Origin of the sequence: Saccharothrix violaceirubra (genome assembly GCF_014203755.1) — a bacterium.
In the GTDB taxonomy this organism is placed as follows: Bacteria; Actinomycetota; Actinomycetes; order Mycobacteriales; family Pseudonocardiaceae; genus Actinosynnema; species Actinosynnema violaceirubrum.
On the sequence record NZ_JACHJS010000001.1, the window covers coordinates 4,269,666 to 4,286,345 of the forward strand.

General features: G+C 73.6%; 12 protein-coding genes. 5 read left to right on the plus strand and 7 right to left on the minus strand.

The window, feature by feature from the left end:
* Positions 1-47: 47 nt before the first annotated feature.
* From F4559_RS19655 to F4559_RS19665, 3 genes are all read left to right on the plus strand, one after another.
* Positions 48-770: a zf-HC2 domain-containing protein gene (locus F4559_RS19655; RefSeq protein WP_184670734.1), complete on the plus strand. Its 723-nt coding sequence runs from the start codon at positions 48-50 to the stop codon at positions 768-770.
* Between the two features lie 457 nt (positions 771-1,227).
* Complete coding sequence (locus F4559_RS19660) at positions 1,228-2,184, plus strand: efflux ABC transporter ATPase subunit, DrrA-related (RefSeq protein ID WP_184670736.1); 957 nt, start codon at positions 1,228-1,230, stop codon at positions 2,182-2,184.
* The gene (locus F4559_RS19665) at positions 2,181-2,993 is read left to right on the plus strand and encodes an ABC transporter permease (RefSeq protein ID WP_184670739.1); all 813 of its coding nucleotides are present in this window, start codon (positions 2,181-2,183) and stop codon (positions 2,991-2,993) included. Before F4559_RS19660 ends, F4559_RS19665 begins: the two co-directional genes overlap by 4 nt.
* A 42-nt stretch (positions 2,994-3,035) precedes the next feature.
* Here F4559_RS19665 and F4559_RS19670 read toward each other — a convergent pair whose 3' ends face one another.
* On the minus strand, positions 3,036-3,278 hold the full coding sequence (locus F4559_RS19670) for a hypothetical protein (RefSeq protein ID WP_184670741.1): 243 nt from the start codon (positions 3,276-3,278) through the stop codon (positions 3,036-3,038).
* A gap of 23 nt (positions 3,279-3,301) precedes the next feature.
* Complete coding sequence (locus F4559_RS19675; RefSeq protein WP_184670743.1) at positions 3,302-6,478, minus strand: ATP-binding protein; 3,177 nt, start codon at positions 6,476-6,478, stop codon at positions 3,302-3,304.
* Between the two features lie 288 nt (positions 6,479-6,766).
* Between F4559_RS19675 and F4559_RS19680 the strand changes: the two genes are divergently transcribed.
* A complete protein-coding gene (locus F4559_RS19680) occupies positions 6,767-8,416 on the plus strand; it encodes a P-loop ATPase, Sll1717 family (RefSeq protein ID WP_184670746.1) in 1,650 nt (549 codons plus the stop codon).
* A gap of 13 nt (positions 8,417-8,429) precedes the next feature.
* The gene (locus tag F4559_RS19685) at positions 8,430-10,532 is read left to right on the plus strand and encodes a hypothetical protein (RefSeq protein WP_184670748.1); all 2,103 of its coding nucleotides are present in this window, start codon (positions 8,430-8,432) and stop codon (positions 10,530-10,532) included.
* Here F4559_RS19685 and F4559_RS19690 read toward each other — a convergent pair whose 3' ends face one another.
* The 5 genes from F4559_RS19690 to F4559_RS19710 all read right to left on the minus strand — a co-directional run bounded on the left by F4559_RS19690 (position 10,533) and on the right by F4559_RS19710 (position 16,646).
* Positions 10,533-13,064, minus strand: a complete 2,532-nt coding sequence (locus tag F4559_RS19690; protein WP_312865728.1) for a DUF4118 domain-containing protein — start codon at positions 13,062-13,064, stop codon at positions 10,533-10,535.
* A 73-nt stretch (positions 13,065-13,137) separates the two neighbouring features.
* Entirely contained in the window at positions 13,138-13,542 is a 405-nt protein-coding gene (locus F4559_RS19695) for an ATP-binding protein (RefSeq protein WP_184670750.1), read from the minus strand.
* 4 nt (positions 13,543-13,546) lie between these two features.
* Entirely contained in the window at positions 13,547-13,921 is a 375-nt protein-coding gene (locus tag F4559_RS19700; protein ID WP_184670752.1) for an STAS domain-containing protein, read from the minus strand.
* Between the two features lie 107 nt (positions 13,922-14,028).
* Positions 14,029-15,030: a cobalamin B12-binding domain-containing protein gene (locus F4559_RS19705; RefSeq protein ID WP_184670754.1), complete on the minus strand. Its 1,002-nt coding sequence runs from the start codon at positions 15,028-15,030 to the stop codon at positions 14,029-14,031.
* Complete coding sequence (locus tag F4559_RS19710; protein ID WP_184670756.1) at positions 15,027-16,646, minus strand: PP2C family protein-serine/threonine phosphatase; 1,620 nt, start codon at positions 16,644-16,646, stop codon at positions 15,027-15,029. The genes F4559_RS19705 and F4559_RS19710 overlap by 4 nt, the downstream gene beginning before the upstream one ends.
* Between the last annotated feature and the right edge of the window lie 34 nt (positions 16,647-16,680).

Genomic DNA, 16,680 nt, shown 5'->3' on the forward strand with positions numbered 1-16,680 from the left:
AGCTCCGGGTGGGAACTTCTACGGCCAGTCGGTCGACAATAGGGACCGTGGAGTGCGAAACCTGCCGCGAAGCACTGTCCGCGAGACTGGACGGCGAGGCCGAGCCGGTGCCGGCCGCCGACGTCGACGCGCACCTGGAGGGGTGCGCGGCCTGCCGGTCCTGGCAGGACGAGGCGATGGCGTTGACCCGGTCGCTGCGCGTGCGCGCGGCTTCGGCGACGCCCGATCTGGCCGCTGTGGTGGTGGCGCGTGGGATCCGTCGGGGTTTCGGGTTCGCGCGGCCGGCGCTGGGAGCGGTCGGGGTGGCGCAGCTCCTGCTGGGAGGTGTGCAGCTGTTCGGCGTGTTCGGGGCGTCGGATGTGCACGGTGCGGGTGTGCACGGTGTGGCTGGAGGGCATCTGTTCAACGAGGCCACGGCGTGGAATCTCGCGCTGGGGCTGGGCATCCTGTGCGCGGCGTGGTGGCCTCGGGTGGCGGGTGGGTTGTTGCCCGTGTTGGGCGGGTTCCTGGCGGTGTTGGCGCCGTTCTCGGTGTACGACCTGTCGTCGGGGCATGCTTCGGCCACCCGGGTGCTGTCGCACGTGATCCTGGTGGTCGGGTTGGTGTTGCTGATCGTCGTGCATCGTGGGCGGCGGGGGCCGGATCGGCGGGGTCTGCCGGTGGAGGACCGGGTTGTGGACGGGGTGGCGGAGGTTCGGGGCGGGGGTGCCGAGCGGTCGACTCGACGGGCCCGGTCGCGGTTGCGGCCGGTCGGTCGTCGGGCGGCTTGAGTTCAGAGCGGTCGCTCACCGCTCGGGCGGAACACCGAAGAAGGGCACACGGGGGGATTCCGCCCCGACTGCCGCCGTCGTGGGTCGAGTCGGATGCCCCCGGTGTCGGCACGGGGACCCTGCGGAATCGCTTGTGTGCCGTGGGTGTCCCCCGACCTCCGCGGCGGTGAGGTCGGGGGACGTCAGGGCAACGTGCGAGCGTCTCGACTGGTTCCCGAAGCCCGGCTTTCGAAATCGCGGGAACCGGACCGGCCTCGGGGACGACCACCTCTGTGTCGGGTGCCATGTGCCCGGCGCCTCATGGGTGAGAGCACACACCGGACCGGTCCCTGGGTCTTGGCCACCGGTCCGGTGTCATCCTTCCGCCTCCTCGGCATTCGGCCGGCATGCGCCTGCGTGGTCGTTGACATGTCCCTCCCGGAAGGTGTGCGCAGACACCACAGGGAGGGAAGGACCCATGGCTTACGCCTTCGAGGCCGAAGGGCTGGTGAAGCGGTTCGGTGACACGACCGCGCTCGCCGGCGTCGACCTCGCCGCCCGGCAGGGCACCGTGCTCGGCGTGCTGGGCCCGAACGGGGCGGGTAAGACGACCGCCGTGCGCATCCTGGCGACGTTGCTGCGTCCCGACGCGGGTCGGGCGAGTGTCGCCGGGTTCGACGTCGTGCGTCAGCCCGGCGAGGTGCGTCGGTCGATCGGGCTGACCGGTCAGTACGCGTCGGTCGACGAGGACCTGACCGGTGTGCAGAACCTGGTGCTCATCGGTCGGTTGCTCGACCTGGGCACGGCCGAGGCCAAGTCCCGGGCGACCGGGTTGTTGCGGCAGTTCGACCTCACCGAGGCCGGTGCTCGGCCGGCCAAGACCTACTCGGGGGGTATGCGGCGGCGGCTCGACCTCGCCGCGAGCCTGGTCGGGCGGCCGGATGTGATCTACCTCGACGAGCCGACCACGGGGCTCGACCCGGCCAAGCGCGACGACATCTGGGCGGTGGTCCGGTCGTTGGTCGCCGACGGCGTGACCGTGCTGCTGACCACGCAGTACCTCGAGGAGGCCGACGCGTTGGCCGACGAGATCTCGGTCATCGACCGGGGGCGGGTGATCGCGCACGACACCCCGGCGGCGCTCAAGCGGGTCGTCGGCGGGCAGACCGTGCTGATCCGCCCCTCGGACCCCGACCGGCTCGCCGACGCGGCGGCGGTCCTGGCCGAGGTCGCGGGCGGACGGCCGGAGTCGCCGAGTCGGGGCGTGGTGACCGCGCCGGTCGACGGCGACCACGTGTTCACCGAGGTCGTGCGCCGGTTGGACGCCGCGCGCATCGGCGTGACCGAACTGTCGCTGCGGCTGCCCAGCCTCGACGAGGTGTTCTTCACGCTCACCGGTCGGCACACCGAGACGGGAACGGAGGACGCGGCATGACCGCCGTCGCGGAACGGGTCACGGCGCCGACCAGGCGTCACACGGCACGGCCGTTCGCCATCGTGCGGCACAGCCTCGCGCTGGCCAAGCGGTCGCTGATCAAGACCATGCGCACGCCCGAGCAGCTGCTGGACGTGACGCTCCAGCCGCTGATCTTCGTGGTGATGTTCGTGTACCTGCTCGGCGGCGCGGTCGCCGGCGACACGCACGCCTACCTCCAGCTGCTGCTGCCCGCGATCATGGTGCAGACGACGGCGTTCGGCGGCATGGCGACCGGCGTGAACCTGAACACCGACATCGAGAAGGGCGTGTTCGACCGGTTCCGGTCGTTGCCCATCGCCCGGTCGGCGCCGCTGATCGGCTCCGTGCTCGGCGACCTCATCCGGTACGTGGTGGCGATCGCGTCGCTGCTGGTGTTCGGCACGCTGCTGGGCTTCCGGGTCGAGACCGGGTTCGTCGCCGCGGTGGCGGCGTGCCTGCTGACGATCCTGTTCGCGTTCAGCCTGAGCTGGGCGTTCGTCATGATCGGCATGCTGATGCGCAACCCCGGCGGTGTGCAGGGCGTCGCGTTCATCGTGCTGTTCCCGCTGACGTTCGGCACGTCGATGATCGCGCCCGCGGCGAGCATGCCGGGCTGGCTGCGCGCCTGGGTCGACGTGAACCCGGTGACGCACGCCATGAACGCCGCCCGCGGCCTGATGGTCGGCGGCCCGGTGGCCACGTCCGTCCTGTGGACGCTGGCGTGGTCGGCGATCTTCCTGGCGGTGTTCGCGCCGTTGGCCGTGGCCGCCTACCGCCGCCGGGCCTGAGGTGCGCGTCGGTGGCGGGCCGGGGGACCCGCCACCGACGCGTCACTCGGGCCGCTCGTCCTGCCGGGTGACCTCGCCCGAGGCGTGGACGGTGATGATCCCCGCCGGGTGCACGGTGGGCCGGCCGTTCGCGGTGACGGTCACGGTGTCGGAGGCGCCGAGGACGACCTCCCCGGGCTCGTCGCCGAGTGCGACGAACTCGAGGTCGCCGCCGGTCTGCACCACCTTGCCGCGGAAGGTCCCGTCCTGGACGACGATGTTCCTGGTCACCGGTTTCTCTGCCATGACCGGACGTTACGTCCGGCAGGTCACCGGAATCCCCACTTCACCGGCGGATTGCTCCGCCCGGACGCCCGGTCCTCGTCCACCAGCTTGACGGCGTCCTCGCGGTCCAGCGCCAGGCCGGCCGCGTAGGCCAGGTCGTACGCGGCGTCGCCGATGTCCGCACGCGACAGGTCGGCCACCGCGATCACGTCCGGGTCCCGCGGATCGGGCGCGCCCCGCAGGCGGGCCGCCACGCCCAGCACGCGGGCCGCGCCCGCCGCGTCGCCCGACAGCAGCCGCAGCCTCGCCACCGCCACGGCCGACCGCGCGAGCACCGGCATGTCCTTGGCCGCCAACGCGTGCGCGACCGCCGTCCGCGCCTGTTCCCCCGCGGTCTCCAGGTCGCCCTTCGCGGCGGCGAGGTGGGCGAAACCCACCGCGACGAGCGCGCTGAACTGCGGCACGTGCGGGGTCCGCGCGGACGCGTCCGCCGCGCGCCGGTACTCGCGACCGGCCTCGGCGAGGTCGCCTTCGTACCGGGCCAGGTTGCCCAGGGTCAGCGTGGCCATCACGACCGGCGCGTAGGCCGTCGGGCCTTCGAACGCGGGCAGGCTCGACGCCCGGCACTCGGCGCGGGCCCGGTCGACGTCGCCGGCCACGGCGCGCGTGGCGGCCAGCATCATCCGCTCGAACGGCAGGTCGTCGTCCGGATCGAGTTCGCGACGCAGGCGCACGGCCTCCTCCAGCGCCGCCACGGCCCGGTCCACCTCGCCGAACGCCTGGTACACGGGTGCGACCTCGGTCAGCAGCTGGGCCAGGCCGAACCGGTCGCCGACCACGCGGAAGCCGTCGATCGCGCGTTCCGCCACCTCCCGCGCGCCGGCCATGTCGCCGATGTTCTCCAGCAGGCCGCAGCGGAACGTGTCCAGCATCGCCCGGGTCCACGGGTCGGGGTGGCCCTCCGCCGGCGCCAAGGCCTCGTTCGCGGCCAGGTAGTCGTCGGTGATCAGACCGATCAGCGGTCCCACCAGCGGCAGGAACGGGTGGTCGGGGTAGTCGACCGCGCCCTCGGCGACCACGCGCAGCGACGCGGTGTGCGCGGCCAACTCCTCGAACCCGCCCGCGATGATCAGGTTGAGCAGCAGGAACGCCTCCACCGCGAGCCGCTGCGGGCGCGGGCCGCCGGGCAGGCCCAGTGCCAGGCGCAGCCAGCCGATCGCATCGGGGCTGCTGCCGCGCATCGTCCAGAACAGGCCCAGCGCGGCCGACAGGCGGATCGTCGTGTCCACGTCGCCGCCGGCGGTCGTGAAGTGCAGTGCCGCCAACAGGTTGTCGCGCTCGGCGTCGAGCCGGTTGATCCAGCGCACCTGGTCCGCGGTGCGCAGGTGCGGTTCGGCGGACTCGGCCAGGTCGCGGAAGAACGCGGCGTGCGCGGCGTGCGCGGCGGCCACCCGCCCGGTCTCGGCGAGCCGTTCCAGGCCGTACTCGCGGATCGTCTCCAGCATCCGGTAGCGCGGCCGGGGCGCCTCGACGACCTGGAGCAACGACTTGTCGACGAGCGCGGTGAGCAGGTCGAGCGCCCGGTCGCCGACGAGCGCCTCGGCGGTGTCCGCCTCGACGCCGCCCGCGTACACGGCCAGCCGCTCGGCGAAGTCGCGTTCGTCGTCGTCGAGCAGGTCCCAGCTCCACGCCACGACGGCGTGCAGCGTGCGATGGCGGGGCAACGCGGTCCGGCTGCCGCCGGTGAGCAGCCGGAACCGGTCGTCGAGCCGTTCGGCGAGCTGCTCGACCGACAGCGCGCGCAGCCGGGCGGCGGCCAGTTCGATGGCCAGCGGCAGGCCGTCGAGGCGACGGCACACCTCGGCGACGACGGCCGCGTTGTCGGGCGTGACCGCGAAGCCGGACCGGACGGCGGCGGCGCGTTCGGCGAACAGCACCACGGCCGCGCCGGAGGACAGCGCGTCCACCGGGGCGTCGGGTCCCGCGACGTCCAACGGCGGCACCGGACGGACCGCCTCACCGGTCACGCCGAGCGGTTCGCGACTCGTGCACAGCACCCGCAGGCGCGGGCAGCGGCCGAGGAGTTCGGCGGCGAACCGGGCGCTCGCGTCGAGCAGGTGCTCGCAGTTGTCGAGCACGAGCAGCGCGCCCGCGTGCGACAGCACCTCGACGGCCCGGGCCAGCGGGTCGGCCGACGGCAGCGGGATGTCGACCGTGCGCGTCGGCTCGCGCAGGGCCAGCACGCCGAGCACGGCGGGGACCAGGTCGGCCGCGTCGGTGACGGAGGCGAGTTCGACCAGCCACACGCTCGGCGCCTTGGCCGCGATCTCCGTGGCCAGCCGCGTCTTCCCGGCACCGCCCGGACCGACCAGGGTGACGAGCCGGTGCGCGGCCAGGTCCTCGCCGATCGCGACCACCTCCCGCTCGCGGCCGACCAGGCTGGTCAGCGGCGCGCGGACGCCGCCCGTGCGCGGTCGTCGCGCGGGTTCGGCCCGCAGCACCTCCAGGTACGCCTCGCGCAGGTCGGGTCCGGGGTCGGCGCCGAGTTCGTCGGCGAGCGCGCGGCGGGCGTCCTCGTAGGCGGCCAGCGCCTCGGCGGGCCGGCCGACGGCGGCCAGGGTGCGCAGCAACAACGCCCGCGTGCGCTCGCGCAGCGGATGGCGGGCGGCCAGGTCGGTCAACCCGGCGACGAGGTGGTCGGTGCGCCCGGACAGCAGGTCGGCCTCGGCGAGGTCCTCGACCGCGCCCAGCCGTGCCTCGTCGAGCCCGGCGACGTAGCCGGTGGCGAACGGCAGCGTGGCGGCGTCGGCCAGGGCGGGCCCGCGCCAGAGGTCGAGCGCCTCGGCCAACCGGACCCGGGCGCCGTCCGCGTCGCCGCTGCCCAGCGCGCGGCGGGCCTCCCGGGCGAGGCGGTCGAACCGGTGCGAGTCGACGTCGTCGGCGGGCACGTCGAGCCGGTAGCCGGCCGCCGCCGAGCCCAGGGCGCCCGCGTCGGGCAGGGCGCGGCGCAGCCGGGAGACCAGGGAGCGGACGGCGCTCACCGCGTCGGCGGGTTGGGCCGTCCCGTCCGGCCACAGCGCGTCGACGATCTCCTCCACGGTGACCACCCGGCCGGGCGCCATGGCCAGCCGGACCAGCAACACCCGCAGTCGCGCCCCGCCGATCGCGACCGGGACGTCGCCGTCGGTCACCTGGAGCGGCCCCAGCACCCCCACCCGCATGGCGGCAACTCTAGCCACGCCGGGCCGGGGGCGACCGGCCGCCGGCGCGCGGGGGCGGATCGTCCGATCGGCGGGTGCGGGAGTGGGCGGCGCGGAGTGTTCGAGCACGGGGGTGGGGCATGGGTGCCTGAACGCACAACTCACGGTGTCCGAACGCATAACTCGCGGTGTCTGAACGCATAACTCGCGGGAGTGGGGCGGGGCGGGCTTTAGTGCGTGCGAGTGAACAACATCGAAAGTCGATTACGAACACCACCCGCGCTGCCAGGTTTGGTGACCCTTGACGGCATGGCAGAACGGGAGTCCGACGTGACAGCTGGCCTGGACCACGTGCTCACCGCGCACCAGCCGTTCGGCCCCATCGTCACGGAGGACGTCGTCCACCTCGGACCCGACACCGCGGACCGGCTGTTCGACCGCTCCAACCGGAGCTACCGGCAGGCCGCGGGAGAGGACACGCCCACCTACATCATCGGGCGCAAAGGCGCGGGCAAGACCGCATTCCTGATGGGCTCGAATCATGTCGCGGGACCGGCGCGCGAGGTGTTGCGGACCGAGAACGTCTACCACGAGATGCTGAAAGTCCTCACCACCTACAGCCGCGATCACGAGCCTTTCGTCGACCAGCGCGCCGAGATCTGGCAGGCGCTGTTCGAGCACGTGGCCATGCTGCACGCGTGGAGCGGGTTCGACGGCGACGACCGACGGGGCCGGCTCAACACCATCGCGGGCTACCTCGGCCGCTCGACCGAACCCGGCGTCACCGGGACGGCCGTGGCCGAGCGGTTCCTCGTCGCGTTGCGCCGCCGCCTGCTCGACCACGGCGGCGAAGGCCTGAGCGAGGCCATCGCCAACGTCACGCACGACGGCCAGGTCCCGTTCGGGGCGGCCCGCGCGGCGACGCTGGACCTGCTCGCCGAACGCCCGCGCCCGCTGCTGGTCGTCATGGACAACCTGGAGGACCTGCACCTGCGGCTGCCGGAACTCACGCCCGCGCTCACCGGACTGTTCCGCTGCGCGGGCACCGTGATCGCACGCCACCACGGCCACCGGCCGTACGGCGTGCAGATCTGCCTGCCGTCCGAGCTGTTCGACAAGATCCACGAGTTGGCCGCCGCGCCCGAGAAGGACCTGCGCGGCCGGTACCTCAAGATCTACTGGACGGCACCGGAACTGCTCCGGCTCACCGCCAACCGGCTGGTGCTGTTCCTGCGGACCCACCACCCCGAGCAGTTGGCCATGCTCGAACGCCGCGCCGCGCACAACGACGAGCCCGACCCGGCGATCGCCGTGCTGCGCGCGGCCCTGCCCGACCGCGTCCGGTCCGGACTGGACATCGACGAGGACCCACTGGCCTACCTGCTGCGACACACCCAACTGCTGCCCCGGCACCTGATCCAGATCCTCAACAGCGTGTTCAGCCGGCGCGACCGGGGCTCGACACCGTGGGACGTCACCCCGGCGGCCGTGCTCGCGGGCACGCGGTACGCCGAGCACCCGCTGGTGGCCGGGGTGCTCGCCGCGTACCAGACCTCCTACCCGCTGGCGGGCGCGGTGCTGCGAAGACTCGCGGGCCGGATCGACTTGTCGTTCCCGGCCCGCGGCCTGCACCGCGTCTACAACCAGCAGGGCATCCGCAAGCTCACCGGCCTGGACTTCGACGAGTTCCTGGCCATGCTGTTCACGCTCGGCGTGCTCGGCGTCCGGTTCGACCAGACCGGCCGCTACAACAAGGCGCACTTCCAGTACACGTTCGACTACGACCTCATCGCCCGCGAGGACGCCGACCAGCTCTGCGTGCACCCGCTGTTCACGCGCTACCTGCTGGAACGGTCGCTGCCCCGGCTGCGTGAGGCGGGCGCCCACGCCACCTACCCGTACGGCTGCGACCCGCGCGGCGAGGACTACCGCGACGCGTTCGGCTACCTGGACCCGTGAGAGGGGTGTCGTCGTGCCGATCGCACCACGGCCACGCGGCGACGCGCCCGGCGTCGCCGCCGAGTACGTCGCCGAGCCGCCCGAGGGGCTGCGCATCGGCATCGCGCTGTCCGGCGGCGGCGTGCGCTCGGCGGCGTTCAACCTCGGCGCGGTGCAGGCGTTGCGGGAACGGGGCGTGCTCGACAACGCCGAGTACCTCGCGGCCGTGTCCGGCGGCAACTACGTCGCGAGCGCGCTGGCCATCTCGGCGGCGCGCTCGGACCCGGTGCTGGAGAACGGGAAACCGCTGTGGGGACGGGGTTCCCCGGAGGAGCGGTACCTGCGCCGGCACACCGACTACCTGGCGCCGGGCCTGGTCGGCAAGCTGTGGCTGGTGGCCGGGGTGGTCTACGGGTTCGTGCTGAACTACCTGCCGTTCGTGCTCAGCGCGGTGGTGCTGGGCCGGGTCGCCGGGTGGGGCCTGGCGGCGTTGGGCGTGCGCCTGTCGGACCTGCGGCTCAACGGGTTGTCGATGCCCGCGTCGCCGGTGCTCGTCGGGTTGCTGCTGGTGGGCGCGGCGGCGTTCGTGGGCGCGTTGCTGCTCGTGCTGTACCGGCGGTGGTTCAAGAACGACAACCCCGGCGACTACGGCGAGTCCCTGTCGGAGAAGGCCGCTTCCGCCCTGCTGATCACGACCGGCGTCGTGGTGACGGCGCTGGCGTTGCCCCCGGCCGCCCAGCTGTACGGGGTCGCGTCCCGCACGGTGCTGGCGTGGGTGTTCGGCGAACCCGCGGAACGGTTCGGCACGCTCACCGGACGGCTCGTCGTGGCGTTCGTGTGGCTGGTGGTCTCGCTGCTGTCGGCCTCGGTCGCGCTGGTGCTCAGCCGCCGGTTCCGGGCGCGGCGGTCGATGCTGGTGCTGTCGTCGGCGGCGGGCGCGGGTCTGCTGTTCGTGCCGCTGCTGTCCTCGTTGGAGCATTCGACGCGCACGGGCCTGCGCTCGCCGTCGGACGCGGTCGGCGTGGGCGTGATGCTGGCGGTGCTGCTGGCCATGGCCGTGTTCGTGCACAACCGCCGCTACTCGATGCACCTGTTCTACCGGGAGCGGCTCAACAGCGCGTTCGCGTTGGAACGCCGGGTCGACGACCGGGGTCGGGTGGTGGCCGCGCCGATCGCGTTCCACGAGCGCCTGTACTTCTCCGACCTGGAGCCGGTGACGAAGGTGCCGAAACTGGTCGTGTGCTGCGCGGTCAACCTCGCCTCGGACGTGCCGGTGGGCCGGTTCGCGGAGTCGTTCACGTTCGAACGCGACGTCAGCGGCGGCCCGCTGTTCGGCTACCGGTCAACGGCCGAGGTCGAGCAGCGGGGCGGGTTGCCCGGCACGCAGTTGACCCTGCCGTCGATCATGGCCGTGTCGGGTGCCGCCCTGTCGCCGATGATGGGCCGGTTCACCTATCCCCCGCTGCGCTTCCTCATGGCGTTGACGAACGTGCGCCTGGGCGTGTGGATCCGCAACCCGTTGCACCCCGCCTGGCGGGAGCCGCGCACGCCGCCGCGCACCGCGCTCGGCCGACTGGTCGCCATGGTGCGCAACGGGTGGCTGGAACCCGGGGCCTGGTACGTGCTGCGCGAGGCGATCGGCGCGGCGCGGGCCAAGCACCGCTACATCCACCTGACCGACGGCGGCCACTGGGAGAACCTGGGCCTGGTCGAGCTGCTGCGCCGGCGGTGCACGCACGTGCTGTGCTTCGACGCGAGCGGCAACGGCGGACTGGACATCGGCCGGGCCATGGCGTTGGCACGCAGCGAACTCGGCGTGGACATCGATCTCGATCCCGGACCGGTGCTGTCCGACGAGGACGGTGTCAGCCGGGAGATGACGGCGGCAGGCGAGGTGCGCTACCCGTCGTCCGGCGAGGAGCGCGGCCAGATCGTCTACGCCAAGGCCGTGCTGACCCCGTCGGCGACGTGGGACCTGCACGCGTTCAAGGAGCGCGAACCCCGGTTCCCCAACCACTCGACGGGTCGGCAGATGTTCACCGACGAGCAGTTCGAGGCGTACCGGACGCTGGGCTACCGCGCGGGCCTGGAGGCGTGCGAGCGCCTCAACATCCCGCACCGCGTGCTCCGGCCGTGATCACCACACCGACGGCGTGGCGTCGGCGGTCGGCAGCGACACCACGATCGTCAGCCCGCCGCCCGGCGTGTCCTCGGCCGTGATCGACCCGCCCATGGCGTCCACGAACCCCTTGGCCACGCTCAACCCCAGGCCGACGCCGGGCGTGGCGTCGCGGTCGCCGAGTCGTTGGAACGGCGCGAACACGGCCGCCGCGGTGTCCTTGGGCACGCCCGGTCCGTGGTCGACCACCCGCAGTTCCGCCCGGCTGCCGTGCGCGCTGGCCCGGACCGCGATCCCGGGTTCGCCGTCGGCGCGCGGGCCGCGGGACCGGCCGTGGCGCAACGCGTTGTCGACGACGTTGGCGACCACGCGTTCCAGCAGGCCGGCGTCGGCCAGCACCGCCGGGAGGTTCTCGGCGACCTCGACCGTGACCGCGTGCCGGTCGTCGATGCCGGCCAACGCGCGGGCCGTGATCTCGTCATAGGTCACCGGTCTGAGCAGCGGCGCGACGGCGCCGGTCGCCAGCCGTGACGAGTCGAGCAGGTTGTCCACGAGCGCGGTCAGCCGGTCGGCCGAGATCTCCACGGCCTCCAGCAGTTCGGCCGTGTCCGCTTCGGACAGCGTGATGTCCGGGCTGCGCAGGCTGCCGATCGCGGCCTTGATCGACGTCAGCGGCGTGCGCAGGTCGTGGCCGACGGCCGAGAGCAGCGCGGTGCGCAGTTCCGTGGTCTCGGCGCGGCGCCGGGCCGCCTCGGTCTGGGCCGCCATCCGCTGCTGCCGCAACGCCGACAGCGCCTGGCCGGCCGCCGCTTCCAGCACCCGGCGGTCACGCGCGGGCAGCGTCCGACCACGCAGCGCGAGATGCACGTCGTCGGTCACACGCACGTCCACATCGGCCTTCTCCGGCTCGCGGCACGGCGTCCCGCCGGCGGACGCGACCAGTTCCCACGCGCCGTCACGGCGTTCCAGCAGCGCGGCCGACTCCAACCCGAAGTTCTCGCGCACCTGGTCGAGCAGGCGGTCCAGCGGCGCCGGACCGGTCAGCACGATCCGCGCGTACGAGGCCAGCAGAGCCGCTTCGGTCCGGGCGCGGGCGCCCTGTTCGGCGAGTCGCGCGGCCCGGTCCACGACGAGCGCGACGAGCACCGCGACGACCACCATCGCGATCAGGGTGACGAGGTTCTCGGGCGTGGCGACGGTCAGGCTGAACAGCGGCGGCGTGAAGAAGTAGTTGAGCAGGCCCGCGCCCAGCGTCGCGGCGACCAGCGCCGGACCCAGGCCGCCGACCAGCGCGGTCACGACCGTGGCCAGGAAGAACGCCACCAGGTCCGTCGACGCGGCCACGTCGTCGCGGCCCGCCCAGCCGATCGCCGTCACCGCGGCCGGCAGCAGCACGCCCAGCGCCCACCCCGACAGCCTGCGACGCGGCGTCAGCGACGTGCTCCGGGCGTCGAGCCGGGGCCGCCGCGTCGACTCGTCGTGGGTGACCATGTGGACGTCGATCGACCCGGACGCGCCGATCACCGCGGCGCCGATGCCCTCGTCGAACACCCGTGCCACGCGCGAGCGCCGTGACGTGCCGAGCACGAGCTGGGTCGCGTCGACACCGCGGGCGAACTCCAGCAACGCGGACGGCACGTCGTCGCCGACGACGGTGTGGAAGGTGGCGCCGACGCCCTCGGCCACCTTCCGGAACACCGACACCCGGTCCGGCGCCACCCCGGACAGACCGTCGCCGCGCAGCACGTGCACGACCGACAGGTCCGCGCCCGCGCGCACGGCGATGCGCCGGCCACGCCGGATCAACGTCTCGCTCTCCGCGCCGCCGGTGATGGCCACGACGACCCGTTCCCGGGTCTCCCAGGTGTCGGTGATGTCCTGTTCGGCCCGGTGCCGGCGCAAGGCCACGTCGACCTGGTCGGCGACCCACAGCAACGCCAGCTCGCGCAGCGCGGTCAGGTTGCCGATCCGGAAGTAGTCGGCCAGCGCCGCGTCCACGCGGTGCGCCGGGTAGATGTTGCCGTGCGCGAGCCGGCGGCGCAGCGCCTCGGGCGTGAGGTCGACCAGCTCGACCTGCCCGGCGCGGCGCACCACCTCGTCCGGCACGGTCTCCCGCTGCCGCACGCCGGTGATCCGCTCGACCACGTCGTTGAGCGACTCGATGTGCTGGACGTTGAGCGTGGACAGCACGTCGATTCCCGCGTCCAACAGCCGTTCGACGTCCTGCCAGCGCTTGGCGTTGGCCGAGCCGGGCGTGTTGGTGTGCGCCAGCTCGTCGACGACCACGACCTCGGGCGCGCGGGCCAGCAGCGCGTCCAGGTCGAGTTCGGCGAACTCGTGGTCGCGGTAGGGCACCACCCGGGTGGGCAGCCGGTCGAGTCCGTCCAGCAGGGCCGCGGTCTTCTCGCGGCCGTGTGTCTCGACCAGGCCGACCACGACGTCGGTGCCGCGTTCGCGTCGGCGGTGCGCCTCGCCGAGCATCGCGAACGTCTTGCCGACGCCCGGTGCCGCGCCGAGGTAGATGCGCAGCTCGCCACGCTTCGTCTTCACCCGCACAGTCTGCTCCGGGCGGCGTGCCGACGGAGGCGTGTGCTCGGCCACGCCTGTCGGAAGACGGGTACGGTCAGGCGATGGGCACTACCGCCCAGACCGTCTTGCCGGCCGCGCCCCGCCGGACGCCCCAGGCCCGGCACAGCGACTCGACCATGCGCATGCCGTGGCCCCGGTGCGGGCCCAGTGTCGAGGAGCCGACGGTGGGCTCCCGGTGCGGGCTGCCGTCGTGGACCTCGACCAGGATCTGGGTGTCCTGGCGGTGCAGCACGAGGCGGTGCGGGCCTTCGGCATGGTCGCACGCGTTGGCCGCGAGTTCCGTGCAGACCAGTTCCACGTCCTGGACCAGGTCCTCGGCCAGGCCGTCCAGCCGGGCGGCCACGTGGCGGCGCATCCCGGCCAGGTTCGCGCCGTCGACCGCGAGGTCGAGCGCCGTGGTCCCCGTCTCCCCCGTGTCGGGCGGTTCTTCCAACAACATCCCATCAGCCGCTTTCCCGGGACGCCGGCAGCGCCTCGTCGAGCGAGTCGTACAGGTCCAGTGCGCGATCCAACCCGACCGCGACGAGCGCCCGGCGGACGATCGGCGCGGTGACCACGTGCAGTGCGCCACCGGAGTCGCGCAGCCGCTCGTGCGCCACCAGCAGCGCCTCGATGCCTGCCGAGGAGAAGAACCCCACCTCGGCCAGGTCCGCCACCACCACGCCGCCCCCCGGTGCGCGTCCGGCCAGGTCGACCAGCGGGCCGCGCACCTCCTCCGCGGTCGCGATGTCGATCTCCCCGCGCACGGCGAGAACCACCACGCCGCCGATCTCGCGGGTGGCGGTGCGCACCCCGCCGGTCCGTCCTGCTGACGTCATCACTGCCATCCTGGAGTTCTCAAATCACCGTGCGGACAAACGCGCGCTGGTGGCTCAACGTCGCGGTCGTTCCAGAAGATCACACGAATCGGCGACCCGCACAACGGTCAAGCGGCCTGAACCACGTCACGTCCGTGCTCGAGGTGCCGCAACGCGCGGGGGTGGTCGTCGAGCACGCGCGCCATCGCCGCCATGGCGATGGCGGTCGACGCCACCGGCACGCCCCGCGCGCCGAGCACCTCGCCGGTCCACGCGATGAACTCGCCGAACACGCCCGGGTCGTCCACGTACACGGAGGCGCCGAGGAAGTCGACGATGTGACCGAGGTCCTCCAGCGTCGCGTCGGCCTGCCGCTCGTCGTAGGTGCGCATGGGTGGGAACGCGTCGCGCAGCGCGGCCAGCGCCGCCGAGATCAACTCGGCCCGCCGGGTGCGCAGCGCCGCGTACTCCGGGTCGGCACGCCGGGGCGTCAGCGGCGGCGCGATCCGCTGCCAGCGTGGGCTTTCGAGCAGTTCGGCCGCCGCCGTCGCGGAGGGTGCCCACGCGTCGACGCCGAGCAACCGGGCCCACCGGCCGCCCGCGCCGAAGCCTCGCCCGCCGACCAGGACCGGCGTGCCGGTGGCCCGGCAGGCGGTGATCATCTGGTCGGCGCGGGGCAGGCTGCGCGAGAGCGTGCAGCTCAGCGCCACCGCGTCCGGGCCGTGTTCGTGCAGGTAGGACACCAGGTGCGCGGTCGGGACGCTGGCGCCGAGGAACGTCACCCGCCAACCGCGCCCGCGCAGCACCTCGGCCACGATGCGCGGTGGCACGGCATGCCACTCGCCGTCCAGGCACGCGACCACCACGTGCCCCCTGGTCGGGTCGACCCTCATCCGCCGGGCCACGACCGCGATCACCCGCTCGCTGATCGCGGTCGCCGCGTGTTCCTGCGCGACGGTCCACCGGTTGGTCTGCCACAGCCGGCCGACCTCGGTCTGCACGTCGGCGACCAGGTCGATCAGCACGTTCTCGGCCGGCACGCCCGCGTCGAGCAGCCGCTCCGCGAGCGCGACCGCCGCGTCCTCGTCGGCGGCGGACAGCGCGTCGAGCAGCTCGTCGCGATCGGTCACCCGAGTTCCTTCCGGGGCGTGGCCCGCACCGCGAGCACCGTGAGGTCGTCGTGCTCGGCACCGCCGATCCACTGCTGGGCGCCGAGCGCGACCCGTTCCGCGACCGCGACCGCGGGCATGCGGGCGCAGTCGGCCATCAGCGCGGCGAGCCGTTCCTGGCCGAAGAGCGTGGTCCCGTCCACGCCGCCGCGCGCCTCGGTCACACCGTCGCTGTAGAGCACGCAGGTCTCGCCGGGCGCGAGGTCGATCTCCGCGGACCGGAACGTCGCGTCCGCCACCGCGCCCACGAGCATGCCGCCCACCTCGACGAACTCGACCGCACCCGACGCGCGCAGCACCAGCGGCGCGAGGTGGCCGCCGCCGGTGAGCGACAGCCGGGCGCCGCCGCCGGGCAGCGGGCGTGCCAAGCCGAGCACCACCGTGGCGAAGCGCCGCCGGTCGCCGGGTGCCTCGGCCAGCAGCGACTCGTTGAGCACTGCCAGCGACCGGACCGCGTCGACGGCCACGCGCCGCAGCGCGCCCAGCGACTGGCGGACCACGCCGCTGGTCACGGCCGCTTCCACGCCCGTGCCGACGACATCGCCGAACACGAACGACGTGCCGTCGGCGGTCGGCACGACCTCGTAGAAGTCGCCGCCGAGCGACCCGATGCCGGTGGCGGGCCGGTACTCCGCGCCGAACGCGAGCCCGTCGACCTCGGGCAACGGGCCGGGCAGCAGGTTCTCCTTGAGCACGGCGGCGGTGTGCGCCTGGCGTGCGTGCACCTCGGCGGTCGACAGCGCCATGCCCGCGCGGGCGGCGAACTCGGCGAGCACGACGCCGTGCGGGTCCTCGATGTCCGACCCGGTGCCGGACGCGGTGTCGGACGTCGTGTCGGGCCGCCACAGCACCAGCACGGGTCCGGGCAGGTCGGTGCCGGGCAGCGGCACGGTCACCGCCTCGGCCACCCGCGAGGTGTCGACGTGCGGCAGCCAGCGACCGGCGGCGAACAGGTCGGCCGGGTGGCGTTCGACGCCGCCGGCCGTGCCGTCCATGGCCTCGACCAACGCGACCGGCAGGCTCTCCCGGGTCCAGCGGCCGACGCGCAGCGCGGCGTCGCGTTCGCCGTGCACGTACTCGCCGCCGGGCAGGACGACCGTCGCGGCGAAGGCCAGCTCGCCCGCGAGTTCGACGACCGCGCGGGCGCTCCGGGCCGGGTTCAGGGAAAGGCCGAGCCGGCTGCCGGCGCGGGCGAGGAAGCGGCTGCGGGCGCGTTCGGCGAGCAACGCGTCCTCACGGGCGCGCTGGGCGGTGACGTCGCGGAACTGCCAGGCGGTCGTGCCGTCGGGCAGCGCGCGCCGGGTGCCGACCACGATCCGGTCGCCGAGGCCGACCTCGACGCCGTCGTGCGGGAAACGCTCCAGGGGCATGCCGACGACCAGTCGCGGCAGCAGGCGCAGGGCCTCGGCGGTCGCCTGGAGCACGACGCCGTTCGCGTCGACCACGACCACCGCGACGGCGAACGCGTCGAGCAGGTCGACCGTGCGTTCCCGCGCGGCCGGCACCGGGTCGACCGGCGCCTGTCTCGTCGCGGTCGGGGCTTCGACCGCGTCGGCGCTCTCGTCGTCCAGGACCACGCCGTGCACCTCGTCTCGGCCGGATGTCCGGTCC

What these genes read in the sequence shown, in the direction of transcription:
- F4559_RS19680 (WP_184670746.1), top strand. Translation starts at nt 6,767, where the DNA reads ATGGCAGAACGGGAGTCCGACGTGACAGCTGGCCTGGACCACGTGCTC.
- F4559_RS19695 (WP_184670750.1), bottom strand. Translation starts at nt 13,542, where the DNA reads ATGTTGTTGGAAGAACCGCCCGACACGGGGGAGACGGGGACCACGGCG.
- F4559_RS19670 (WP_184670741.1), bottom strand. Translation starts at nt 3,278, where the DNA reads ATGGCAGAGAAACCGGTGACCAGGAACATCGTCGTCCAGGACGGGACC.
- F4559_RS19660 (WP_184670736.1), top strand. Translation starts at nt 1,228, where the DNA reads ATGGCTTACGCCTTCGAGGCCGAAGGGCTGGTGAAGCGGTTCGGTGAC.
- F4559_RS19700 (WP_184670752.1), bottom strand. Translation starts at nt 13,921, where the DNA reads ATGACGTCAGCAGGACGGACCGGCGGGGTGCGCACCGCCACCCGCGAG.
- F4559_RS19675 (WP_184670743.1), bottom strand. Translation starts at nt 6,478, where the DNA reads ATGCGGGTGGGGGTGCTGGGGCCGCTCCAGGTGACCGACGGCGACGTC.
- F4559_RS19665 (WP_184670739.1), top strand. Translation starts at nt 2,181, where the DNA reads ATGACCGCCGTCGCGGAACGGGTCACGGCGCCGACCAGGCGTCACACG.